This window comes from Bradyrhizobium sp. LB14.3, assembly GCF_040547985.1.
Taxonomy (GTDB): domain Bacteria; phylum Pseudomonadota; class Alphaproteobacteria; order Rhizobiales; family Xanthobacteraceae; genus Bradyrhizobium.
In genome coordinates, this window is sequence record NZ_JBEPQT010000002.1 from 585,409 (window position 1) to 607,280 (window position 21,872).

22 protein-coding genes are annotated in these 21,872 nt (G+C 64.2%); 7 read left to right on the forward strand and 15 right to left on the reverse strand.

Going from position 1 to position 21,872, the window contains the following annotated elements; translation table 11 throughout:
• Window positions 1-12 precede the first annotated feature (12 nt).
• Window positions 13-723 (reverse strand): TetR/AcrR family transcriptional regulator, encoded by a 711-nt coding sequence (locus tag ABIB00_RS06590; RefSeq protein ID WP_247446755.1) that lies wholly within the window; start codon window positions 721-723, stop codon window positions 13-15.
• A gap of 115 nt (window positions 724-838) precedes the next feature.
• Here ABIB00_RS06590 and ABIB00_RS06595 point away from each other — a divergent pair, with 115 nt between their 5' ends.
• The 3 genes from ABIB00_RS06595 (at window position 839) to ABIB00_RS06605 (ending at window position 3,976) form a co-directional block, all read left to right on the forward strand.
• Window positions 839-1,819, forward strand: a complete 981-nt coding sequence (locus tag ABIB00_RS06595; protein WP_354103784.1) for a tripartite tricarboxylate transporter substrate binding protein — start codon at window positions 839-841, stop codon at window positions 1,817-1,819.
• A 14-nt stretch (window positions 1,820-1,833) separates the two neighbouring features.
• Complete coding sequence (locus ABIB00_RS06600) at window positions 1,834-2,634, forward strand: ABC transporter substrate-binding protein (RefSeq protein WP_354103785.1); 801 nt, start codon at window positions 1,834-1,836, stop codon at window positions 2,632-2,634.
• A gap of 91 nt (window positions 2,635-2,725) precedes the next feature.
• Window positions 2,726-3,976, forward strand: a complete 1,251-nt coding sequence (locus ABIB00_RS06605; protein WP_354103786.1) for a DUF763 domain-containing protein — start codon at window positions 2,726-2,728, stop codon at window positions 3,974-3,976.
• A 38-nt stretch (window positions 3,977-4,014) separates the two neighbouring features.
• Here the strand turns inward: ABIB00_RS06605 and ABIB00_RS06610 are convergent, their stop codons facing one another.
• The 5 genes from ABIB00_RS06610 to ABIB00_RS06630 all read right to left on the reverse strand — a co-directional run bounded on the left by ABIB00_RS06610 (window position 4,015) and on the right by ABIB00_RS06630 (window position 6,325).
• Window positions 4,015-4,266, reverse strand: coding sequence for a hypothetical protein (locus tag ABIB00_RS06610; protein WP_354069727.1), 252 nt, complete (start codon window positions 4,264-4,266; stop codon window positions 4,015-4,017).
• 41 nt (window positions 4,267-4,307) lie between these two features.
• Complete coding sequence (locus tag ABIB00_RS06615) at window positions 4,308-4,571, reverse strand: hypothetical protein (protein ID WP_354103787.1); 264 nt, start codon at window positions 4,569-4,571, stop codon at window positions 4,308-4,310.
• A gap of 14 nt (window positions 4,572-4,585) precedes the next feature.
• Window positions 4,586-4,813, reverse strand: coding sequence for a hypothetical protein (locus tag ABIB00_RS06620; protein ID WP_354103788.1), 228 nt, complete (start codon window positions 4,811-4,813; stop codon window positions 4,586-4,588).
• Window positions 4,814-5,118: 305 nt separating this feature from the next.
• Window positions 5,119-5,445 (reverse strand): hypothetical protein, encoded by a 327-nt coding sequence (locus tag ABIB00_RS06625; protein WP_247345589.1) that lies wholly within the window; start codon window positions 5,443-5,445, stop codon window positions 5,119-5,121.
• A gap of 106 nt (window positions 5,446-5,551) precedes the next feature.
• Window positions 5,552-6,325 (reverse strand): ferredoxin--NADP reductase, encoded by a 774-nt coding sequence (locus ABIB00_RS06630; RefSeq protein WP_354103789.1) that lies wholly within the window; start codon window positions 6,323-6,325, stop codon window positions 5,552-5,554.
• Window positions 6,326-6,471: 146 nt separating this feature from the next.
• Between ABIB00_RS06630 and ABIB00_RS06635 the strand changes: the two genes are divergently transcribed.
• Complete coding sequence (locus ABIB00_RS06635) at window positions 6,472-7,668, forward strand: amidohydrolase family protein (RefSeq protein ID WP_354103790.1); 1,197 nt, start codon at window positions 6,472-6,474, stop codon at window positions 7,666-7,668.
• Window positions 7,668-7,994, forward strand: a complete 327-nt coding sequence (locus ABIB00_RS06640; protein ID WP_354103791.1) for a hypothetical protein — start codon at window positions 7,668-7,670, stop codon at window positions 7,992-7,994. Before ABIB00_RS06635 ends, ABIB00_RS06640 begins: the two co-directional genes overlap by 1 nt.
• Window positions 7,995-8,099: 105 nt before the next feature.
• Here ABIB00_RS06640 and ABIB00_RS06645 read toward each other — a convergent pair whose 3' ends face one another.
• The 8 genes from ABIB00_RS06645 to ABIB00_RS06680 form a co-directional block, all read right to left on the reverse strand.
• Window positions 8,100-8,555: a MarR family winged helix-turn-helix transcriptional regulator gene (locus ABIB00_RS06645; RefSeq protein ID WP_247345576.1), complete on the reverse strand. Its 456-nt coding sequence runs from the start codon at window positions 8,553-8,555 to the stop codon at window positions 8,100-8,102.
• Window positions 8,556-8,571: 16 nt separating this feature from the next.
• Window positions 8,572-9,276 (reverse strand): ABC transporter ATP-binding protein, encoded by a 705-nt coding sequence (locus ABIB00_RS06650; RefSeq protein WP_354103792.1) that lies wholly within the window; start codon window positions 9,274-9,276, stop codon window positions 8,572-8,574.
• A complete protein-coding gene (locus tag ABIB00_RS06655) occupies window positions 9,273-10,064 on the reverse strand; it encodes an ABC transporter ATP-binding protein (RefSeq protein WP_247446738.1) in 792 nt (263 codons plus the stop codon). The genes ABIB00_RS06650 and ABIB00_RS06655 overlap by 4 nt, the downstream gene beginning before the upstream one ends.
• Window positions 10,061-11,950 (reverse strand): ABC transporter permease, encoded by a 1,890-nt coding sequence (locus ABIB00_RS06660; RefSeq protein WP_247446737.1) that lies wholly within the window; start codon window positions 11,948-11,950, stop codon window positions 10,061-10,063. The genes ABIB00_RS06655 and ABIB00_RS06660 overlap by 4 nt, the downstream gene beginning before the upstream one ends.
• A 152-nt stretch (window positions 11,951-12,102) precedes the next feature.
• Window positions 12,103-13,305, reverse strand: coding sequence for an ABC transporter substrate-binding protein (locus ABIB00_RS06665; protein ID WP_354103793.1), 1,203 nt, complete (start codon window positions 13,303-13,305; stop codon window positions 12,103-12,105).
• Between the two features lie 25 nt (window positions 13,306-13,330).
• Window positions 13,331-13,915, reverse strand: a complete 585-nt coding sequence (locus tag ABIB00_RS06670) for an amino acid synthesis family protein (protein ID WP_354103794.1) — start codon at window positions 13,913-13,915, stop codon at window positions 13,331-13,333.
• A gap of 27 nt (window positions 13,916-13,942) precedes the next feature.
• Complete coding sequence (locus ABIB00_RS06675) at window positions 13,943-14,842, reverse strand: UPF0280 family protein (protein ID WP_354103795.1); 900 nt, start codon at window positions 14,840-14,842, stop codon at window positions 13,943-13,945.
• The gene (locus ABIB00_RS06680; protein WP_354103796.1) at window positions 14,839-16,290 is read right to left on the reverse strand and encodes a 6-hydroxynicotinate reductase; all 1,452 of its coding nucleotides are present in this window, start codon (window positions 16,288-16,290) and stop codon (window positions 14,839-14,841) included. The genes ABIB00_RS06675 and ABIB00_RS06680 overlap by 4 nt, the downstream gene beginning before the upstream one ends.
• Window positions 16,291-16,542: 252 nt before the next feature.
• Between ABIB00_RS06680 and ABIB00_RS06685 the strand changes: the two genes are divergently transcribed.
• Window positions 16,543-17,025, forward strand: a complete 483-nt coding sequence (locus ABIB00_RS06685; RefSeq protein WP_354103797.1) for a (2Fe-2S)-binding protein — start codon at window positions 16,543-16,545, stop codon at window positions 17,023-17,025.
• Window positions 17,025-20,552: a molybdopterin cofactor-binding domain-containing protein gene (locus ABIB00_RS06690; protein ID WP_354103798.1), complete on the forward strand. Its 3,528-nt coding sequence runs from the start codon at window positions 17,025-17,027 to the stop codon at window positions 20,550-20,552. The genes ABIB00_RS06685 and ABIB00_RS06690 overlap by 1 nt, the downstream gene beginning before the upstream one ends.
• Here ABIB00_RS06690 and ABIB00_RS06695 read toward each other — a convergent pair.
• Window positions 20,549-21,517, reverse strand: a complete 969-nt coding sequence (locus tag ABIB00_RS06695) for a catechol 2,3-dioxygenase (protein WP_354103799.1) — start codon at window positions 21,515-21,517, stop codon at window positions 20,549-20,551. The two genes, ABIB00_RS06690 and ABIB00_RS06695, sit on opposite strands and share 4 nt — an antisense overlap.
• Between the last annotated feature and the right edge of the window lie 355 nt (window positions 21,518-21,872).

A 21,872-nucleotide genomic window follows, 5' to 3' on the forward strand; every position in this document is an offset into this window, starting at 1 on the left:
GAGACCGCGTCTTCAAGTCTTGCTGCTGACGACCGGTCGTCGCCGTGCCGGCGCGGCCTGATCGAGCGCCGGCGCCTGGAACGCGGCCACCGTGGCCTGCACCAATTGCTCGATGGCGCTGGCGGCATCGTTGCCGTCGGCCTCGCCGCGCGACAGGCGCGAGACGCGATCCGGCGTCACCAGCGAGTAATAGAGCGCGCCGAGCAGGAAGTGACTGCGCCAGACGATGTCGGTGCGCGGAACGTGCGGCAGGCTGTCGTGGATCGCATCGATGAAGGCGTGGCTGGTGTCGTCGAAAGTCTGCGCGATGATTTTGCGCGTGACCTCGTTGCCCTCCGCAGACATCACCGCGCGAAGCCGCGTGAACCGCGCCCCGCCCCCGGCGAGATCGCTGCCCGAGGTGAAGGCCGGCGCGACATAGGCCCGCACCACCGCTTCCAGCCGATCCTGGAGATCGCGCACGCGCCTGGCCGCTGCGAGCAGCTCGGAACGACGCAAATTCATCGGCCCGCAATGGCGCCGGTAGATCTCCAGCAGCAGGCCGTCCTTGGTCTTGAAATGATAGGTGACGCTGCCGGGATTGGCGCCGGCGGCCTGTGCGATATCGCGCACCGATACGGCATTGAAGCCGTTGGTGGCGAACAGCTCCTCGGCCGCGGCGAGGATCGCCTCGCGCATGTTCGGCTTGCGGGCCGTTTCCTTGCTGGTGGGCTTGCGTACCATGTGATTTGTACTATCGTACAAAAGATCAGGTCTCGTCAACAAGAACCATGGGCGGCGTCCGGACGGCTCGAAAGAGCGACGGTCAGCGCGCGAACGCCGCAAGGAGTGCTGGAAAATGCTGGGTTTGAACAAGAAGATCGGCGGCTTGATGCTGGGTGCCGGTCTGCTGCTGGCGGGCGGCGCCGCGCAGGCGGCTGACAATTATCCGAGCAAGCCGGTTCACATCCTCGTCCCTTACGCGGCCGGCGGCGCGGTCGACGTGCTCGCGCGCACGCTGAGCCAGGCGCTGGCGAAGACCTGGGGCCAACAGCCTGTGGTCGACAATCGCCCCGGCGCCGGCGGCATCGTCGCCTCGCAGGCACTGACGCAGGCCGCGCCTGACGGCTACACGCTGATCCTGGTCGCGAGTGGCCATCCGCTCAACCAGTTCATCTATCCGAGCGTGCCTTACGACACGTTCAAGGACTTCACCGCGATCACCGAGGTCGCCTCCTCGCCGCTCGCGATCGTCGTCGCCAAGGACAGCCCCTACAAGACGCTCGGTGATCTCCTCGCTGCGGCGAAGAAGGAGCCGGACAAGCTCTCCTACGGCATGTCCGGCAACGGCACCTCGGCGCATCTCGCCGGTGAGCTGTTGAAACACATGTCCGGCACCAAGATCGTCGCGATCCCCTACAAGGGCGGCGCGCCCGCGCTGACCGCAGTGATCGCCGGCGACATCCCGCTCAGTATCAATCCGCTTGCGGAAGCCATCGCCCAGCTCGAAGGCGGCCCGGTGCGCGCGCTCGCGGTGACCTCGGCGGAACGCTCCAAGGCGCTCCCCAATGTTCCGACTGTCGCCGAGTCCGGCGTATCCGGTTACGATGTTTCGGTCTGGTGGGGCGTTCTTGGCCCGGCAAAAATGCCGCCGGAGATCGTGGCGAAGCTCGAGACCGATCTGAACGCGGCGCTGCAGGATGCGAACGTGCTGTCGACGCTCGGCAAGATCGGCGCTGCCCCGGTCGGCTCCTCGTCCAAGGATTTCGACGCCTACATGCACGCCGAGGCAACCAAATGGGAGCCGGTGCTGAAGGCCGCCGACATTCGCGCGCAGTGAGGCGGGCTCATCACATGAGGACCTCGTCCGGACACCTTGCCCGCTCGGCCTTGCTCGCGGTTACTATCATCAGCCTGCTCGGCGCGCCTGCGCACGCCGACGGTGAAGCAAAACTACTGGCGCCAACCGGAACGTTGCGCGTCGGCATCTATCCAGGCAGCCCGACCTCGATGGTAACAGACGCGGCCGGCACGTCGCACGGCCTCGCCTACGATCTCGGCGGCAAGCTGGCAAAACGGCTCGGCGTTCCTATCGACTATGTCAGGTTCCAGCGCGTTGCCGACATCGTCACCGCGATCCATGACGGCCAGGTCGACTTCACCGTGACCAATGCCACGCCGGCCCGCGCCAACGAGGTCAGCTTCAGCCAGCCCGTGCTGGCGATCGAGCTCGGTTTCTTGGTGCCGGCGAACTCGCCGATCGGCACGGTCGAGGATATCGACAAGACAGGCGTGAAGATCGGCGTCACCAAAGGCTCGACCTCCGAGCGCACGCTGCCGGCGAAATTCAAGAACGCGACCATCGTTGCCGCTGAAAGCGTCAAGGTTGCCATCGCCATGTTCGGCCGCGGCGAGATCGATCTCTACGCCACCAACAAGCCGACGCTGTTCGAGTTGTCCGACCAGATGCCGGGCGCGAAAATCCTCGACGGCAATTGGGGCGCCGAGCATATGGCCATCGCGATCCCCAAAGGACGCGAGGAGGCGCTGCCTCTGCTCAACCGCTTCGTGACGGACGAGCAGTCGTCCGGCGCGCTCGACACGATCCAGCAACAGGCAGGCTTGCGCGGCGCCACGAAAGCGACGCGCCAATAGCTCAATGCAATGCAGCATCCTTAGCGCGTGTTCGCGCGCGAAGTCGGGTTAAGGTGCAATCGCCACCGAACTGCGCTATTTCTAGGCAATCATGACTCGACGTACCGGCAGCGCTGATCTTCCTCTTCACAACGGACGGGTTCCGCCGTGGCTTGCGAGCCGCATGGCCTCACTGGGCGCGATCGTGACTCAGGCGGTCGTGCATCATTATGGCCGTGACGCATTCCTCCAGCGGCTCTCGCATCCGTTCTGGTTCCAGTCGTTTGGCGCCGTGATGGGAATGGACTGGCACTCCTCCGGCATCACGACCTCGGTGATCGGCGCGTTGAAGCGCGGGCTCGGACCGCTTCAGGACGAGCTCGGCATCTATGTCTGCGGCGGTCGCGGCCAGCATTCGCGCAAGACGCCGGACGAGCTGTTGCAGCTCGGCGACCGCGTCGGCTTCGACGGCGCGAAACTCACGCGTGCCAGTCGCCTCGTGGCGAAGGTTGACAGCGCCGCGGTCCAGGACGGATTCGACCTTTATCTGCACGGCTTCTTCGTCACCGCCGATGCCAAATGGACCGTGGTGCAGCAGGGCATGAACGGCGACAAGCGGCAGGCCCGCCGCTATCACTGGCATTCCGAGGCGTTGAAGAGCTTTGTCGACACGCCGCACAGCGCGATCGACGGGCCGCTGCAAGGCGAGATCGTTAATCTCACTGACCATCGCGCCGATGTCTCGCGCACTGCGCAGCTCGAACTCCTGAGCGATCTCGGCCCGGATCGTATCGTCTGCGAATTTGAGCGACTCACCGGGACTGGGTCCGAGCCCGCGCAGGCGATGCTGCCGCACCTGATCATGCCAGCCCACCACGACGTGCGGCCGAAGGACGTGTTCGCGCGCCGCCTGCACGGCACACTCGCAGCCGCCGCCGAGCGCGGCCCGGTCGATTTTCCGGAGCTGCTGCTGACGCCCGGCGTCGGTGCGCGTACCGTGCGCTCGCTGGCGATGGTGGCCGAGGTGGTGCACGGCGCGCCTTACCGCTTCAACGACCCTGCGCGCTTCTCGCTCGCCCATGGCGGCAAGGACCGGCATCCCTACCCTGTCCCGATCAAGGTCTACGACGAGACCATTCGCGTGCTGAAAGGTGCGATCCAGAACGCAAAGCTCGGACGCGAGGAAGAGATGCAGGCGATCAAGCGCCTCGACGACCAAGCGCGGCGGCTGGAGCGCACCGCACGCGGGCCATCGGTCGAAGCCTATATCGCCGGAGAGCGCGCGGCCTCGCCCGATCTCGACGGCCGTTCCGTGTTCGGCTGGGAACGCGACCTGGCATCGACAAAAAAACGGACCGGTTGAAAAACCGGTCCGCAAGTTGCTGGGGAGGAATGTCTCGCTTAGGGCTCCTCGCCCTCTTTATCCTCATCCTCGCCCGCGAGCCGGTTGGCCGAGTGATCCTGATATTGGTCGGTCTGGATGGACTTGCCGTCCATGCCGCGAATGTCCGAGTGCTGTGCCTTGTCGCGGTTGGATAGCACCATGTTGTCGCCGATCTTGTCCTTCGGGACTTCGGTGAAGGCACCCGTGCCGTCGCCCTTGCCATGCATGCCCGATCTGAAATGCGTCTTGCTGCCATGCCCACCTGGCATCGGTCTCTCCTCTTGCGTCTTGCGTTGATCGACCCTGAGGCTCAGTGCTTCTCTTGTGCCGGTGTCGGTTTCGGTGGCTTGTGGCCGCTCTGGCCGGCATCGTTGTGCTTGTTGTGGTCGCTCTCCTGGTTGAGACCACCCCGGCTCACCGGGAACTCGCTCTGTCGCGCTTGCCGATTGACGTGATGGACGGCGTTATTTTCGGGGTTCTGGCCGATCGCCTTGTCGAGCTCACGCTGATCTGGAACGTCCGCCTTCCGTTCGAGGATGCGCAGCTGCTGCTCATGCGTCTTGTTGCCTTGCATAGTACCTCCAGTCGTCAGCGACGAGGCCGATGGGAACCGTTGCGCGCGACGTTCTTGTCGATGCCGCCGACCGCGTTGACGTCGTTTTCGAGATCACCCTGGATCGTGTTCTCGCCTATGATCTCCTCGAAATCCTCAGGCGACGCGCCGGCCATGGTCACACCCTTGGATGCGCCGATCAGGGGATTTTCGTGCATGTCTTTCTCGCTCGGGGTGTAGAGCTTGGGTTGCTTGTTGCTCATCGTCGGCTTCCTGCATTCGTGATGTCGTAACAACAGAGGCCGCCGCTAGCCGTTCCTGTCGAATGCATGACATCGCGTTACGATCCGGCAAGGAAATCTGGCAAGGGAACGCCAGATCCTTAACCGCCGCGCGCGACGACACGTCGAGCCGGTCGGACCTGTTCCGGGCGAGACTTAGAGCGGGAGTTGGCCGATCGACTGGAGATGCGGCAATCTGCGGCAACGGGCCTGCGAGATCGCACCGCCCGGACAGAGGGCGGAACCGAGACCAGCTTGTCCTTATAGATGGAACGAGGACGAAAAGCCTATCGTCGTTCCGGCGAGCGCGGCCCAGCCTTGCGCTGCCGCTGATTGGAGTAGGCGTCCCAATTGCTCCAGCTGCCGTTGCTGAGGCTCTGCAGGTCGGTGGTGAGCGGACGGCGCGTGCGCTTGTCGTGATCGGCGACCGCGCGCTCGGATTGCGCGATCTTGCGCTTGAGTTCCCCGATCGCCTTTTGAGTCTGGCCGCTCCGCTTCGAGGCTGCGATCTCGCCCATCGTGAAGCGCGCGGTCTCGAGCGCCTTCAGCTCGGCGCGATTCTTCTTCAATTGAACCCGGTGCCAGGCGATGTTGCTGTCGCTGTCCGCAACCATGTGGGAACTCCGCTGATTCGTTCCCACAGTGTATCGCGTGCCGAATCGGCGCCGCAACGGGCTCCCGACGGCGGAACTACGGTCTTATTGCGAGACAATCCCGGGCCTAGCGCTCGGCGAAGGCCTTTTCGACCACAAATTGGGCCGGCTCGCCGTGATTGCCTTCGACAAGGCCCCGCTCGCCAAGGAGCACGCGGGTATCCGCCACCAGCGCCGGGCTGCCGCAGATCATGACGCGGTCGTGGGCGGCTTCCAGTGCCGGCAGGCCAATATCGGCGAACAGCTTGCCTGACGTGATGAGGTCGGTGATGCGGCCGCGGTTGCGGAAGGGGTCGCGGGTCACGGTCGGATAGTAAATCAGCTGAGCGCGGATGTACTCGCCGATCAGATCGTCATTCGGCAGCGTCTTGGTGATCATCTCGCCATAGGCGAGCTCCTTCACGTGCCGGCAGCCGTGCAGCAGCACGACTTTCTCGAATCGCTCGTAGGTCTCGGGGTCCTTGATCACGCTCAGGAACGGCGCAAGCCCCGTGCCGGTGCCGATCAAATAGAGGTTTCGCCCCTCCTCCAGATTGTCGATCACGAGCGTGCCGGTGGCCTTGCGGCTGACGATGATCTCGTCGCCTTCCTTCAGATGCTGAAGCCGCGAGGTGAGCGGGCCGTCCGCCACCTTGATCGAGAAGAACTCCAGCGTGTCCTCGTAATTGGCGCTGGCGACGCTGTAGGCCCGCAGCAGCGGCTTCTCGCCGATCTTGAGCCCGATCATGGTGAACTCGCCGTTGCGGAAGCGGAAGGTCGGGCTGCGCGTGGTCTTGAAAGAGAACAGCGTGTCGGTCCAGTGGTGGACGCTCAAAACGCTTTCCTGATTGAAATTGCTCATCTCACCCTTCCGTGGCGCTTCCGAGGCGGTCAGCTATGCGTCGTTTGTACACGATCATTTGTATACTAATGAATAATCCGGCTTGATCCCACGGTCAAGGCTGCCCAAGATCGAGAGCGTTGCAGTTAAGGACAAGGACCCATTCCATGGCGCATGACGCACCCCAGGCCACCGGACCCTCGAAGCTCGTGATCCGAAATATCGGCCTGATCCTGTCCGGCGCGCTGGAAAAGCCGATCCTGGACGGCGACACCATCGTCGCCGAGAACGGCAGGATCACCGCGATCGGCCGCTTCAAAGACCTCAACACCGAAGGCGCCACCACCATCGTCGAGGCCAACGGCACCACGGTGGCGCCGGGACTGATCGATAGCCATGTCCACCCAGTTGCAGGCGACTGGACGCCTCGCCAGAACCAGATCGGCTGGATCGACAGCAATTTGCATGGCGGCGTCACCACGATGATTTCCGCCGGCGAAGTGCATATGCCCGGCCGGCCGCGCGACGTCGTCGGCCTGAAGGCGATGGCAATCTTCGCCCAGCGCGCATTCTGGAATCTGCGGCCAGGCGGCGTGAAGGTTCATGCCGGCGCGCCCGTGATCGAATGCGAGATGGTCGAGGAGGACTTCAAGGAATTGGCCGCAGCCGGCGTCAAGCTGCTCGGCGAAGTGGGCCTGGGCGGCGTCAAGGACGGCCCTACAGCGCGAAAAATGGTCGGCTGGGCCCGCAAATACGGCATCCAGAGCACGATCCACACCGGCGGCCCCTCGATCCCCGGCTCCGGCCTGATTGACAAGGACGTGGTGCTGGAGGCCGACACCGACGTGGTCGGCCATATCAATGGCGGTCACACGGCCCTTCCCGACGACCAGATCCGTTGCATCTGCGAGGGCTGCAAGCGCGGCCTCGAACTGGTGCACAACGGCAATGAGCGCTCGGCGCTGTTCACGCTGCGCATTGCGCGCGAGATGAACGATTTGCACCGCGTCATCCTCGGCACCGACGCGCCGGCCGGCTCCGGCGTGCAGCCGCTTGGCATTCTGCGCATGGTCTCGATGCTGTCCTCGCTCGGCGATTTGCCGGCCGAGCTCGCCTTTTGTCTCGCCACCGGCAACACCGCGCGGATGCGCGAGCTCGATTGCGGCCTCATCGAAGTGGGCCGTTCCGCCGACTTCGTGATCATGGACAAGGCGCAGCACTCGGCCGGCAAGAACATTCTGGACAGCATCCAGCTCGGCGACCTCCCCGGCATCGGCATGACCATCATCGACGGCATCGTGCGCACCCAGCGCAGCCGCAACACCCCGCCGGCGGGGAAAGTGCCGGAGGTGGTCGGGAAGTAATGTCGATCGACCTCGGGAAATTGCGTCAAAGCGTATCTGACGAAATCAACAATTACATCTACCCCTACTCGGGCGTAGAGATCGGCAATCCAAAGAGCCCTGAGTGGATTGCCGACCAGCTTCGTCAGATGCGATCCGCATTGGTCAATCCCCATTGGACCACCGTCGGCAACGACCGCTGCGTCACCGTCGCCGACGACGGACGCAACTATTGCTTGGCATACAGCTCCAAGCTCGACGAATACTTTCTCCTCCTACGCAAGAATGGTTCGCTGATCAACATCAATGTCTACGGCGATGCCGTTGGTTGCTTTATGGCGCGTTAGCTAGTGCCGTAGGTCGGCAACGCGGAGCGTACCCACCATTAAACGCTTGAAATCTGCAGACGTGGTGGGCACGGCGCAAGCGCGCCTTTGCCCACGAGACCGAATTCACCGCAGCCTGTTCAACAGCGACATCAGCATCTCGCGCTCCTTGGCGTCGAGCGGCGCCAGCGTCTCCCGCGTGATCGCGAGCGCGCTCGGCGCTACTTTCTCCGCAAGTTGCTGCCCGGCGCGCGTCAGGCTGACCAGCAGCCGCCGCCCGTCTTCAGGATCCTGGCTCGTCTCGGTCAATCCGCGCGCCGTCAATCGATCGATCACGCCCTTGATGGTCGCGACGTCCATGGCCGTCAGCCGTCCGAGCTGGTTCTGCGAACATGGTCCGGTCTCTACGAGCTTCGACAGCGCAGCCCATTGCGTCGGCGTGATATTGGTGCCGATCTCGCGAGAGAAGATCGCGCTGTGGCGCTGCCAGACCTGGCGCAGAATGAAGCCGACCTGCTCATCGAGCACGTAAGAGGGCTTTGCCGGTTTGACGCCCTTCTTCACCGCGACACTTCTCGCCATCAGCTCCCCTTGCCCCTCACAACGACAGATGCGCATCGCGGATGTCCGGACGCGCGTCGAGCTCGGCCATGGTGCCGCCGAAACAGATGCGGCCGCGCTCAATGATATAGGCGCGATCGGAGATCAACCGCGCGAAATGCAGATTTTGCTCGGAGACGACGATACTGACGCCTTCCTTCTTCATGGTCAGAATGGCCTCGACCATCTGCTCCACGATCTTCGGCGACAGGCCCTCCGAGGGCTCGTCGAGCAGCACCAGCGACGGATTGCCCATCAGCGTGCGTGCGATGGTGAGCATCTGCTGCTCGCCGCCGCTCATGCGGCCGCCCGGGCGATTTTTCATCTCGCCCAGATTTGGGAACAGCGAAAACAACTTGTCGCGGGTCCAGTGCGGCGCGTTCGGACGCTTCGGCTGACGGCCGACTTCGAGATTCTCTTCCACCGTCAAATCAGTGAAGATGCGCCGCTCTTCGGGAACGTAGCCAAGCCCATCCCGCACGATCTCATGTGTAGGACGTGCAGAGACATCTCTGCCTTCGAACATGATGCGTCCCGTTCGTTGCGCGACGAGGCCGACGATCGAGCGGAACGTCGTCGACTTGCCGGCCCCGTTGCGCCCGAGCAGCGCCACCACCTCGCCCTCGCCGACCTCGAAGCCGATGTCGAACAGGATATGGGCCGGGCCGTAATGACTATTGAGGTCCTGCACCGTGAGCTTCATGCTGATGCTCCCTCGCGATGCCCGGCATCGTATAGCAGACCCTCGCCGAGATAGACCGCCTGCACCTGCGGATTGCCGCGCACCTCGGCCGGCGAGCCCTCGGCGATCAGCGTGCCGCGATTGAGCACGATGATGCGGTCGGCGTGTTCGAACACCACGTCCATGTCGTGTTCGGTGAAGAGCACGCCGATGGCTTTCTCCCGCGCGATCTGCGCGGTCAGCCGCATCAGATCGACGCGCTCGCGCGGCGCCATGCCGGCGGTCGGCTCGTCCATCAGCAGCAGCTTCGGCTGGTTGGCCAGGGCGACAGCCAGCTCGAGCCGCTTGAGATCGCCATAGGCCAGCTCGCCACAGGGACGATCCGCGTAACCGCCCATGCCGACCAGTTCGAGCAGGCGACCGGCTTCGCCGCGGCCGTAGCCCGGGGCCGATCCCCAGAGATTGAACAATTGTTTTCCGTGCGAGATCAGTGCGACCTGCACGTTCTCGCGCACCGTCATGGTCGCGAAGGTCGCGGTGATCTGGAAGGTCCGGCCGACGCCCATCCGCCAGATCTCGCGCGGCTTCCTGCCGGTGGTGTCCTCGCCAAGCAGGCGCACGTGACCAGTATCAGGCCTGTTCTGGCCGTTGAGCATGTCGAAGCAGGTGCTCTTGCCGGCGCCGTTCGGTCCGATCAGCGCCAAAATTTCGCCGGCGCGCAGCGAGAACGAGACGCCGCGCACGGCGTGGACGCCGCCATAGGATTTGGTGAGACCTTCGACCGCGAGAAGTGGGGGGGCGACACTCATTCGGCGGACTCGATCGGCTTGGCCAGCAAGGGTGATCCCGGTGGCGATGTCTTCCCGCGGCGCTGCGCCAGCATCTCCAGCATGCCGACGATGCCCTTGGGGAAGACGACGACGATCAGAACGATGAAGCCGCCGAGCACGAGTTTTGACAGGTCGGTCTGGCTGATCAGCCAGATGTTCAAAGCCTTGTAGACGATGGCGCCGATCACCCCCCCCGACACCGTCTCGACGCCGCCCAGCAGCACCATGACCAGCGCATCGACCGAGAGCGAGATGCCGAGATTGTCCGGGAAGACACTGCCCTTCAGGTAGGCGAACAACGCGCCGCCGATTCCGGCAGTCGTGCCCGCGATCACGAACGCCGTCCACTGCATCCGCTTGACGTTGACGCCGACGGCCTCGCTGCGCAGCGCCGAATCGCGTGTCGCCCTGAGGGCATAGCCGAACGGCGAGAACACCATGGCCCGTAGCGCGATCGTCACGAGCGCTGCAACGCCGAGCGACAACCAATAGAAGTTCGATGGGCTGGCCGCCCATTTTTCCGGCCAGACGCCCAGAATGCCGTTGTCGCCGCCTGTTACGCTCACCCACTGGAATGCGATCGACCACACGATCTGTGCGAAGGCGAGCGTGAGCATCGCGAAATAGACGCCGGACAGCTGCACCGCGAAGAAGCCGAACACGGCGGCGCCCATGCAGCCCAGCAGCGGCCCGAGCAACAAGCACACGATCATCGGCAGCCCCGCCATCTTGGCGAGAAAGGCCACGCCATAGGCTCCGAGGCCGAAATAGGCGGCGTGGCCAAAGGACGCGAGCCCGCCGACCGACATCAGGAAATGCAGGCTGACGGCGAAGATCACGAAGATCGCGATCTCGGAGCCGACGGTGAGCGCGTAGTTGCCGGCGAACAACGGCAGCGTTGCCGCCACGATGAGCGCTGCAAGCGCGGCCAGCCGCTCATTCGACGTCAGCGGCCGCCAGGGATTGACGGTGAGACCCGGCGTCTTGCGCGCGGGGGCCTCCGGTTTGCCGAACAGGCCCCACGGCCGCACGATCAGCACCGCCGCCATCACTAGGAAGACCAGAATGATGGAGATTTTTGGAAAGATCAGGATGCCGAAGGCGTTGAGTTCCGACACCAGCACCGCCGCGACGAAGGCGCCGATGATGCTGCCGAGACCGCCGATCACGACCACGACGAAGACCTCGACGATGATGCGCAAATCCATCGCGTGATGCACGGCATCGCGCGGGATCTGGAGCGCACCACCCACCGCAGCGAGGAAAACGCCGACTGCAAACACGCTCGTGAACAGCCATTTCTGATTGACGCCGAGCGCTGCGACCATATCGCGGTCCTGCGTCGCCGCGCGTACCAGCACGCCCCAGCGTGTGCGCTGGAACAAAAGCCAGAGAACGCCGAGCACCACCGGGCTGAGCACGATCAGGAACAAATCATAGCTCGGGATGTGCTGGCCGAAGAAATCAATCGCCCCCCTGAAGCCGGGCGCGCGGCGGCCGACGAGATCATCGGGACCCCAGATCAGCACGACGAGGTCCTCGACCATCAAGGTCAGGCCGAAGGTCGCGAGCAGCTGGAACAGTTCGGGTGCGTGATAGATGCGCCGGAGCAGCACCATCTCGACAATGACACCGATCACCGCCACGACAAGCGCTGCCATGACGATCCCGCCCCAGAAGCCGAACGTCCCCGACAGGCGCTCGGTGAGCGTGAATGCGATATAGGCGCCGATCATGTAGAAGGCGCCGTGCGCGAAATTCACGATCCGCGTCACGCCAAAGATGATCGACAGGCCCGACGCCACCAGGAACAGCGATGCTGCGCTGGCGAGACCGGTCAGAAACTGTACGACGTAAAAGGCCATTGGCGGTCCGGGTTGAGCGTAAGTCTCGGTATTGGGGCTACATCCTTCGAGACGGCGCTACGCGCCTCCTCAGGATGAGGTCCGGGATCCTCATGGTGAGGAGCGCGGCAGCGCCGCGCGTCTCGAACCACGAGGCCCGGTCTCTCTTTGCATCAATCCTTCGGACGCAGCTTCCCGACTTCGGCGTCGCTCGGCAGATAGTCTCCGCCCTTCTTGTAAGACGAGTCCACCATCACGCCCTTGCCGTCCTTCAGCGCGGTCTTGCCGACATAGGCACCCAGCGTGGACTGGTGATCGATCTTGCGGAAGGTGATCTCGCCAAACGGCGACGGCATCGACAGGCCCTCCGCGGCAGCAATCAGCTTCTCCGGATCGGTCGAGCCGGCCTTCGCCAGGATCGCCGCTGCCGACTTGATGGTCTGGTAACCGACAATCGAGCCGAGGCGCGGATAGTCGTTGTACTTGGCCTGATAGGCCTTAAGGAACGCGTCGTGCTCGGGGGTCTTGATCGAGTACCAGGGATAGCCTGTGACGATCCAGCCCTCGGGCGTCTCCTCCTTGAGCGGATCGAGATACTCGGGCTCCCCGGTGAGGAACGAGACGACCTCGCGTCCCTTGAACAGGCCGCGGGTGTTACCTTCGCGCACGAGCTTCACGAGATCGGCGCCGAAGGTGACGTTGAGGATCGCTTCCGGATTGGCCGCGGCAACCGCCTGCACCACCGGACCCGCGTCGATCTTGCCCTGCGGCGGCCACTGCTCGTCGACCCATTGAATGTCCGGCCGCTTCTCCGACATCAGCTTCTTGAACACCGCGACGGCGGACTGGCCGTATTCATAGTTTGGCGCGATCGTCGCCCAGCGCTTGGCCGGCAGCTTGCTGGCCGCTTCCACCAACATCGCCGCCTGCATGTAATTGGAGGGGCGCAATCGGAAAGTGTATTTGTTGCCCTTCGACCAGGTGACGGCGTCCGTCAGCGGCTCGGCCGCCAGGAAAAACACCTTCTTCTGGTTGGCGAAATCGCTGACTGCGAGACCGATGTTCGACAGGAACGTACCTGTCAGCATCGCCACGCCCTCGCTCGACACCAACTCGTTGGCCGCGGTCTGCGCATCCGCCGGCTTGCCGCCGTCATCCTTGGAGATGACGACCAGCTTCTTGCCGTTGATACCGCCGGCCGCGTTGATCTCTTCGACCGCGAGCTGCCAACCCTTGCGATAAGGCTCGGTGAACGCCGGCAGCAACGAATAACTGTTGATCTCGCCGATCTTGATATCCTGCGCCAGGGCCGAATGAGCCATGCCGCTCGCCAACAGCGCAAATGCCGCGCCGACGAAAGTGTTTCCTGCTCGCATCCCAACCTCCACTTTTCTGAAAAAATTAACGCAGTCCGTCTTCGCCCTTGATCTCCGCAACCGTCAGCCCGCCGACGCGCGGCAGCGGACGGCCGCTGTCGGTGACGGCGACCGCGACCATGATCTCGTTGGCGCGCGGCGCGTCGTTGATCTGAACTTCCATGCCGTCGAAATGACTGCGCACGAAGGCTGCATCCTTGTGGCCCAGCGGAATGTCCAGCGTCGTGCCTGGACCGCTGCGCTTCTTCGACGACGGGATCAGCGCAGCGCCCTTGCCCAGCACCTTGCGCACCGGCGCGCCCATCTTCGGGTGGAGGATCGCGGCCGCGTGCTCCAGCTCGCCGTTCTCGCCGACGGCCGCGGCCTTGCCGTAGCTCTGGGCCTTGGAACCGTCGATGCCGAGCGCAGCCACCGCGCGCTTCGACAGCAGTTCGCCAAGCTCCTCGCCGATCGCGATCAGCGGCGAAAGGTCCTCGACGTATTTTCCGGCAAAGGGATTTTCGATCACGGCGATCGCCGCCGCGCGCCGCGTCGGAGGCGAGACCTGACGGCCCATCTCCATCTGCGTTTCTTCGACGACGGTGACGATCTTGCGGATGATCGCGCTCATGATTGTTTCCTCAAGTCGCTTCCCTGCTCAGGCATGAACCGCGTTCTCCAGCTCAAGCAGGCGCGATCGTTGCCGTTCAATATCTTTCGTTCCGATGACAAGCATATCACCACAGAGCTGCAATACGGCACCCTCGATCAGTCCACGATCGAACAATTTCCGTGCACATTCTGCGCCAAATTCGAGCGCCGTTGCGATTTCAGCCCGCGACAGTTCACCGACATCGCGGGTGACGAGACGCGCGCCGAGATCGCTATCGGGCTGAAGCTCGCTAGCAGGCTTTCGGATGATGGCGGGATGCCCCGGCAGGTCAACCGCGTTGGCGATGAACGTCGCCGCCGCATCGGCCTGCGACGCCGTTCCCGCCAACACAGTCACCGCATCGGCGATGCCGAGCGAAAAACTGCGACCGTGGCGACCGCTGGTGGCGATGCCGCGCACGAGGTCATTCGCCTCGACCCTCATGGCCCGCATCACGCCGTCGCGATCGGGGCGATCCATCAGGCCGACCGAGAAATGCTCGCCTTTGTCGAGATGGAGAGCAATATCGCCGCCATTATTGACGTAAGCTTGATCAAGCGACGCCGCGCCGAGCGTCGCGCCGAGAACCTCCTCCGCCACGCTGCCGGCTACCGCCGCCATTGGCGTAATGAAGTCATCAACGGCATAAGGCGCGACCGCGGCGTGCATGCGGCGCGCCACAACGCCCTTCAGTGATGTCCGTTTCGGCTCAGCGGCCGCCCGCAGCTCAGGCAGTTCCGCGCAGAGCTCGTCGAGCAACCCGGTGAACCGGCGCGCCGCCGCCTCATAGGCTGCACGCACTTCGCTCGGCTCTCCCCTTGCCTCGACGATCAGATCAATCGGTCCATCCTGCAAATGCAGCCGCCGGCCATCAGACAGCAACGCGATTTGCGGGAGCCTTGTCATACGCGAGGCCCCGGAATCGGGTTCTGCCAGGGCAATTGGCGGACATCGTCGCCGCCCTGCACTTCGGAGAGCGGCTTGACATAATCCATGTGCCCGCCGAGCGCGGCATAATCGGACAGCTTCATCGTGAATTCGATCGGCGCGACCAGCGCGGGTGTGGGCACGTAGCCGAATGCCCCCGCCGGCATCTGCGCCACGTCGACCATGTAGGTGATGCCGCCTCCGGGCCAGACATAAACAGGCGCGCCGCCACTGGTGACGCGCGTCAGCGCGTCCTTCACCGAACGCGTCAGCCGCACCGGATTATCGGTGACGCCCGCCCGCAGCGAGCCGCCGGCGCCCGCCATAAACAGCACCGTGCATAACGCCGGCTCGCAATTCTCCTGGATGCGCTCGACCGAAAACTTGAGGTCATCAGGCATCTCGGTCTCGACCGGCTTCAGGGCCTCGTCGAGCACGTAATAAGACGAATGCTCGCCGGTCGTGGAGACCATCAGCATCGAGAGACCGGCCTTGGCTTCCTTGGCATCGAACGGCCCGAGGATCGCGAGCGGGTCGGAGATATTGGTGCCGCCCCAACCTGTGCCGGGATCGGCGACCTGGAAATAGCGGCCGGGCGTCGAGCGACGCCCCTTCATCTTGATGCCGGTGTCGGCGATATCGAGCAGCTTGCCGGCCTGGTGCTCGCTGAGCACGCCGGTGATGTGGTCATCGACCACGACCACCTCGTCGACCTTGCCGAGCCACTGCTTTGCGAACATGCCGATCGTCGCGGAGCCGCAGCCGACGCGCATGCGCTCTTCTTTCATGCCGTTGACGATCGGCGGCTGGCCGGCCTGCACTACCACGCTCGCGCCGCCGTCGATGGTGAGCTCGACCGCCTTGCAATTGGCGAGCTCCATCAGCGTGTCGCAGGTGACGCGGCCTTCCTTTTTGGAGCCGCCGGTCAGGTGATGCACGCCGCCGAGCGACAGCATCTGCGAGCCGTATTCGCTGGTGGTGACATGGCCGACTGCCTCGCCTTGTGCACGGACGGTCGCGGTCTCCGGCCCGAGATAGCGGTCGGTGTCGATCTTCACCTTGATGCCGCAATAGGAGAAGATTCCTTCGGTGACCACGGTCACCATGTCGACGCCATCGACCTCTGCCGAGACGATGAACGGCGCCGGCTTGTAGTCGGGATAGGTCGTGCCCGCGCCGATCGCGGTGACGAAGGTCGAGGGCTCGTGGACAATCCTGCCGTCCCAGTCCTCGGTGCGGCTGAACGGGACGAGCTTGCCGCCATGCGAGACGGTGCGCTCCAGGATCACATGCGGATCGACGCGGACGAGCTTGCCGTCGTGATTGGCGTAGCGGTCGCAGGCGCCCGCCGCACCCGGCTTGATGTAGCACATCACGGGACAGGCATCGCAGCGGATCTTGTCGATGGCAGCGCTCGTCGTTTCCATGTGCAAGCCAGCGGAGGTCGCGGTTATCATTTGTATACGAACGATGTTGCGCGCGCTCCGGAAGGCTGTCAAGCGGCGGTGCGGCGCAAAAGATGCGCATGCCGCATAAAACCTCATTTGCCTCTCCGCACTGTCCACAAAGAAGGCATTCGCGCTGCACTGCGGCATGCGCGGCTTGCACGTTTGTGTACAAACGGTATCGTCGCAACGTAGATTTTTCGCGAAGCTTTGGCCGCAGGCTTGGGAACGAGGATGACGCAGACACCGATCCGCCTCACCGTGAACGGCAGGATCCACGAGATCACTGCGGCGCGCCAGACGCCGCTGCTCTATGTGCTGCGCAACGACCTCGCGCTCAACGGTCCGAAATATGGATGCGGCCTTGGTGAATGCGGCACCTGCACTGTCCTGATCGACGGCGCCGCCGCGCGCTCCTGCGTCATTCCGATCAGTGGCTGCGCCGGCCGCGACATCGTGACGCTCGAAGGGCTCGTCAGCCGCGACAAACCCGATGTCGTGCAGCAGGCCTTCATCGACGAACAGGCGGCGCAATGCGGCTACTGCCTCAACGGCATGATCATGACCACCAAGGCGCTGCTTGCGATCAACCCCCGGCCCACCGAGCAGGAGGCGCTGGCGGCGCTGCGCTACAATCTCTGCCGCTGCGGCACGCACATCGAAATCCTGCGCGCCGTGATGCGTGCGTCTGGCCAGCTCGCCGAGGCCAGTGATTGATGGCCTCCCCTGCCTCGAACGGAGCAGAGCGGCCATTGGGTTCGCTCGTCGTCGTCCGCACGGTGGACGAATGCACATCCGAGACCTTTCTCCGCATCACCGCGGACGGGTCGGTCACGGCCTATAACGGCCATGTCGATCTCGGCACCGGCATCCGTACTGCGCTCGGCCAGATTGCCGCCGAGGAGCTCGATGTCTCCTTTGCGCGCGTCGTCGTCGTGCTTGGCGATACCGCGATCGTGCCGAACCAGGGCCCGACGATCGCGAGCGAGACCATCCAGATCAGCGCCGTTCCCCTGCGCAAGGCCGCGGCGCAAGCGCGACACTTCCTGATCGCACGTGCGGCCGAATGGCTGGAGCTGCCGGCTGCCGACCTCAAGATCGAAGACGGTCTCGTGCGCGGGCACAATCGCAGCGTCAGCTACGGCGAACTGATCGGCAGCGAGACGATCCGCCTCGAGCTTGCCGACGACGTCGCCGTGAAGCGTGTCGGCGATTACGCCATCGTCGGCCAGTCGATGCCGCGGGTCGACCTGCCGGCCAAGGCCACGGGCGAGCTGACCTTCGTGCATGACATCCGAGTATCAGGCATGCTGCACGGCCGCGTGGTGCGGCCGCCCTATGCCGGCGTCGACGCCGGCCCGTTCGTCGGCACCAGTCTGATTTCGGTCGATGAATCCTCGGTGCGCGACATTCCCGGTCTTGTTGGAGTCGTGCGCATCGGCGATTTCGTCGGCGTGGTCGCCGAGCGCGAGGAGAATGCGATCCGGGCGGCGGAGCAACTTGCGGTGAGCTGGAAGCCCACGCCTGATCTGACCGATCTCGCCGACATTGAGACGGCTCTGCGCGCCAACCCGTCGACGCCGCGCACGCTGATCGACAAGGGCGGCGTCGATGCGGCGATATCAGGTGCGGCCACGCCGATGCAGCGCACTTACGTCTGGCCTTATCAGATGCATGCCTCGATCGGCCCGTCCTGTGCGGTGGCGGATTTTCAAGACGGCAACATCCGGGTGTGGTCGGGCACGCAGAACCCGCATGTGCTGCGCGGCGACCTGGCGCTCTTGATCGAGCGGCCGGACAGCGAGATCGAGGTCATCAGGTTAGAGGCAGCCGGCTGCTACGGCCGTAACTGCGCCGACGATGTCACCGCGGACGCGCTGTTGCTCTCGCGCGCGGTCGGCCGGCCCGTGCGCGTGCAGCTCACGCGCGAGCAGGAACACGCGTGGGAGCCCAAGGGCACCGCGCAACTCATCGACGTCAATGGCGGATTGGACGCAGACGGCAACGTCGCTGCTTACGATCTCGCCACGCGTTATCCTTCGAATGCCGCACCAACGCTGGCGCTGTTGCTGACGGGGCGGATATCGCCGAAGCCGGACGTCCTCCAGATGGGCGACCGCACTGCGATCCCGCCTTACGATTACGACCACATGCGCGTCGTCGCCCACGACATGGCGCCGATCGTGCGCGCGTCCTGGTTCCGCGGCGTCTCGGCGCTGCCGAACACCTTTGCGCATGAATCCTACATCGACGAGGCTGCGACCGAGGCCGGCGTCGATCCGATCGAATACCGCCTGCGCTATCTCAAAGACCGGCGCGCCGTCGATCTCGTCAATGCGGTCGCCGAACGCGCGGGCTGGACGCCACGGCCGGTTCGCGAGGAGAAGAATGGCGAGATCGTCCACGGGCGCGGCTTTGCCTATGCACTCTATGTCCACAGCAAATTTCCCGGCTATGGCGCGGCGTGGTCGGCCTGGGTCGCCGACGTTGCCGTGAACAAGACCACCGGCGACGTCAGCGTGACGCGCGTCGTCGCCGGGCAGGACTCCGGCCTGATGATCAACCCCGACGGCGTACGCCACCAGATCCACGGCAACGTGATCCAGTCCACCAGCCGCGCGCTGATGGAGCAGGTCTCGTTCGAGCGCGGCACAGTGGCAGCGCGCGAATGGGGCGCCTATCCAATCATCCCCTTCGCCGACGTGCCGAAGATCGACGTATTGTTGCTGCCGCGGTCGGACCAGCCGCCGCTTGGCGTCGGCGAGTCCGCCTCGGTGCCGAGCGCCGCGGCGATCGCGAACGCGATCTTCGACGCAACGGGCGTGCGCTTTCGCGAGCCGCCGTTCAGCCCCGAGCGTATCCTTAAGGGGCTGCACGGCGATGCATCGACGATGCCGCAGGCCCTGCCCGCGCCTGCTACACCGCAGCGGTCTCGCATCTGGCAAAATCCGTTCGCCAAACGCGCCGGCCTCTTCGCGGCGGTTGCGGCCGCCTGTACCGCCGCAATCGGCATCGGTGCCGCTCTTTTGCCTGGCCGCGCCATCGCGCCGATCGCTCGACCCGATGCATCTGTCTATTCCGCGGCGACCATCGCGCGCGGCCAGCAGCTTGCGGCGCTCGGCAATTGCGCGGAGTGCCACACCACGATCGGCGGCGCGCTCAACGCCGGCGGCCGTGCTCTGGAGACGCCGTTCGGCACGATCCACGCGACCAACATCACGCCAGACGCCGAGACCGGCATCGGCGCCTGGTCCTATCCTGCTTTCGAGCGCGCGATGCGCGACGGGCTGCATCGCGACGGCCGGCAGCTCTATCCCGCCTTCCCCTACACGCACTTTTCGAAGACCAGCGATTCCGACATGCAGGCGCTCTACGCCTACCTGATGGCGCAGCCTGCGGTGCGCGCGACGCAGCGTGCGAATACGCTCGCCTTCCCGTTCAATCTCCGCCCCCTGCTTGCCGGATGGAATGCGCTATTCCACCAGACGCGCGAGTTCAAGCCCGATCCGGCCAAGTCCGAGGTTTGGAATCGCGGCGCTTATCTCGTCGAGGGTCTCGGCCATTGCAGCGCCTGCCATTCGCCGCGCAACGCGCTCGGCGCCGAGCAGCGTGAGGCCTATCTCGCCGGTGGTTTTGCCGAGGGCTGGGAGGCGCCGCCGCTGACGTCGCTCTCGCACGCGCCAATCCGATGGAGCGAGGACGAGCTTTTCGTCTATCTTCGCACCGGCCAGTCCCGCTATCACGGCGTCGCGGCCGGCCCGATGGCGCCGATCGTCAGGGATCTCGCGATCCTGCCCGACCAGGACATCCGCGCCATGGCCGTCTATCTCAATTCGTTCAATGACACTGCGATCGAGGGACAAACGCAGGACGCACTCGCCAGCAGGCTCGAAGCTTCGACGCGAGTCACGGTCGCTTCTTCCGCGGGCGCCCGGCTCTATCAGGGCGCCTGCGCCGTCTGCCACGAGGTCGGCGGCCTGCCGCTGTTCGGCGCCCGCCCCTCGCTCGCGCTCAACAGCAATTTGCACAGCGAGACATCGGACAATCTCGTGCAAATCATCCTGCACGGCATCGCCGAGCCGGTGTCGAGCGATCTCGGCTACATGCCGGCATTCAAGAACAGCATGAGCGATGCGCAGGTCGAGGAACTCGTCACCTTCCTGCGCAAGCAGTTCGCACCGGACAGGCCGGCATGGAACGACGTGCGCGAGACAGTCACGCGCCTCCGGCCCTCAGCACATTAAGCGTGCTTCTTCACGTCCACCGGCGGTGTGCCGTGGGTGTGGAAGGACTCGATCGTCTTGAGACCCCAGGCCTGCCCTTTCTTGCGCTCCTCTTCCGTCCACACGATCGGCTTCCAGTCGGGCGCGAGGATGAGGCGCGCGCCGGCATTGGCGACTTCGACACGGTTGCCGCCGGGCTCGTAGACATAGAGGAAGAAGGTCTGCTGGATCGCGTGCTTGTGCGGGCCGGTTTCGATGTGGATGCCATTCTCCAGGAAGATATCGGCGGCGCGCAAAACCTCTTCGCGGCTGTCGAGCGCGTAGGTGACGTGGTGGAAGCGGCCGGGGGTGCCGGAATGGTCGAGCGAATAGGCGAAATCGTAGCTCTTGTTCGACATCGTCAGCCACATCGCCGCTTCGCGGCCGTCGTTCAGCACGATCTGCTCGGTGAGGCGGCAGCCGAGATAATTCTCGAAGAATTCGCGGTTCGCCTTGATATCGGTGGCGAGGCAGTTGAGATGGTCGAGGCGGCGGACGTTGACGCCGCGCGCTGGAAAGCGCTGCGCCTGGTTCTTCAGTGCAGGCTTCAGCTCGGGCGGCGCCTGATACCATTCGGTCTCGTAATAGAGCTCGACGATGTGGCCGTCGGGATCGCGGCAGCGGAAGGTCGGCCCCTGCCCCATGTCGGCGTCGGTCCAGCCGATATCGAATCCGGAGCCTTTCAGCGCGGCGACGCGGCGCTCCAGCGCCTGCTGGCTGCGCGCACGCAGCGCCATGTGCTCCATGCCTGATGTGTTCGACGCCGTGAGCTTGAGCGAATAGCGCTCGTAATCGTCCCAGCCACGCAAATAGACCGACTCGCCCTTTTGCCCGCTGACGGTCATGCCCATCACGTCGACGAAGAACTTCAGGCTTTCGTCCGGCTTGGGCGTCAGCAGCTCCATGTGGCCGAGATGAGCAAGATCGAAGATCGGTTCGGGCTGCATGGTTTCCTCCAAGGCGTAGCTTGCGATCCGCTGGACCGGATCCCGCGATCTGGCGCAGGCGGCAATCCGCTCACGCGCCGGTGGGCGGCACTAAGGCCGCCGGTTTCATTTGTACCAATGTACAAATGATTAGGTCTCGTCAACAAACTCGTCTTATCAAAGCCTACCCCGATACTACTCGATCGGTCGCCGTCCCATCGTCGATTCTGCGCCAACCTCTACGCCTATTCGCGCAAGGCTTGGGGCATTCACGCGCGGCGATTTGCCGTCCGGTCCCGGTTTATCTTGACGACGCACGCTATCCCAAGCTGTATGGTTGGGAACCCGAGTAGCAGCCAAGCGCTCGGTGCGCCGG

Coding starts and splice junctions, on each gene's coding strand:
- ABIB00_RS06685 (WP_354103797.1), top strand. CDS start 16,543: ATGACGCAGACACCGATCCGCCTCACCGTGAACGGCAGGATCCACGAG.
- ABIB00_RS06650 (WP_354103792.1), bottom strand. CDS start 9,276: ATGAAGCTCACGGTGCAGGACCTCAATAGTCATTACGGCCCGGCCCAT.
- ABIB00_RS06655 (WP_247446738.1), bottom strand. CDS start 10,064: ATGAGTGTCGCCCCCCCACTTCTCGCGGTCGAAGGTCTCACCAAATCC.
- ABIB00_RS06690 (WP_354103798.1), top strand. CDS start 17,025: ATGGCCTCCCCTGCCTCGAACGGAGCAGAGCGGCCATTGGGTTCGCTC.
- ABIB00_RS06600 (WP_354103785.1), top strand. CDS start 1,834: ATGAGGACCTCGTCCGGACACCTTGCCCGCTCGGCCTTGCTCGCGGTT.
- ABIB00_RS06640 (WP_354103791.1), top strand. CDS start 7,668: ATGTCGATCGACCTCGGGAAATTGCGTCAAAGCGTATCTGACGAAATC.
- ABIB00_RS06695 (WP_354103799.1), bottom strand. CDS start 21,517: ATGCAGCCCGAACCGATCTTCGATCTTGCTCATCTCGGCCACATGGAG.
- ABIB00_RS06595 (WP_354103784.1), top strand. CDS start 839: ATGCTGGGTTTGAACAAGAAGATCGGCGGCTTGATGCTGGGTGCCGGT.
- ABIB00_RS06590 (WP_247446755.1), bottom strand. CDS start 723: ATGGTACGCAAGCCCACCAGCAAGGAAACGGCCCGCAAGCCGAACATG.
- ABIB00_RS06680 (WP_354103796.1), bottom strand. CDS start 16,290: ATGGAAACGACGAGCGCTGCCATCGACAAGATCCGCTGCGATGCCTGT.
- ABIB00_RS06635 (WP_354103790.1), top strand. CDS start 6,472: ATGGCGCATGACGCACCCCAGGCCACCGGACCCTCGAAGCTCGTGATC.
- ABIB00_RS06625 (WP_247345589.1), bottom strand. CDS start 5,445: ATGGTTGCGGACAGCGACAGCAACATCGCCTGGCACCGGGTTCAATTG.
- ABIB00_RS06675 (WP_354103795.1), bottom strand. CDS start 14,842: ATGACAAGGCTCCCGCAAATCGCGTTGCTGTCTGATGGCCGGCGGCTG.
- ABIB00_RS06665 (WP_354103793.1), bottom strand. CDS start 13,305: ATGCGAGCAGGAAACACTTTCGTCGGCGCGGCATTTGCGCTGTTGGCG.
- ABIB00_RS06620 (WP_354103788.1), bottom strand. CDS start 4,813: ATGAGCAACAAGCAACCCAAGCTCTACACCCCGAGCGAGAAAGACATG.
- ABIB00_RS06660 (WP_247446737.1), bottom strand. CDS start 11,950: ATGGCCTTTTACGTCGTACAGTTTCTGACCGGTCTCGCCAGCGCAGCA.
- ABIB00_RS06610 (WP_354069727.1), bottom strand. CDS start 4,266: ATGCCAGGTGGGCATGGCAGCAAGACGCATTTCAGATCGGGCATGCAT.
- ABIB00_RS06670 (WP_354103794.1), bottom strand. CDS start 13,915: ATGAGCGCGATCATCCGCAAGATCGTCACCGTCGTCGAAGAAACGCAG.
- ABIB00_RS06605 (WP_354103786.1), top strand. CDS start 2,726: ATGACTCGACGTACCGGCAGCGCTGATCTTCCTCTTCACAACGGACGG.
- ABIB00_RS06645 (WP_247345576.1), bottom strand. CDS start 8,555: ATGGCGAGAAGTGTCGCGGTGAAGAAGGGCGTCAAACCGGCAAAGCCC.
- ABIB00_RS06615 (WP_354103787.1), bottom strand. CDS start 4,571: ATGCAAGGCAACAAGACGCATGAGCAGCAGCTGCGCATCCTCGAACGG.
- ABIB00_RS06630 (WP_354103789.1), bottom strand. CDS start 6,325: ATGAGCAATTTCAATCAGGAAAGCGTTTTGAGCGTCCACCACTGGACC.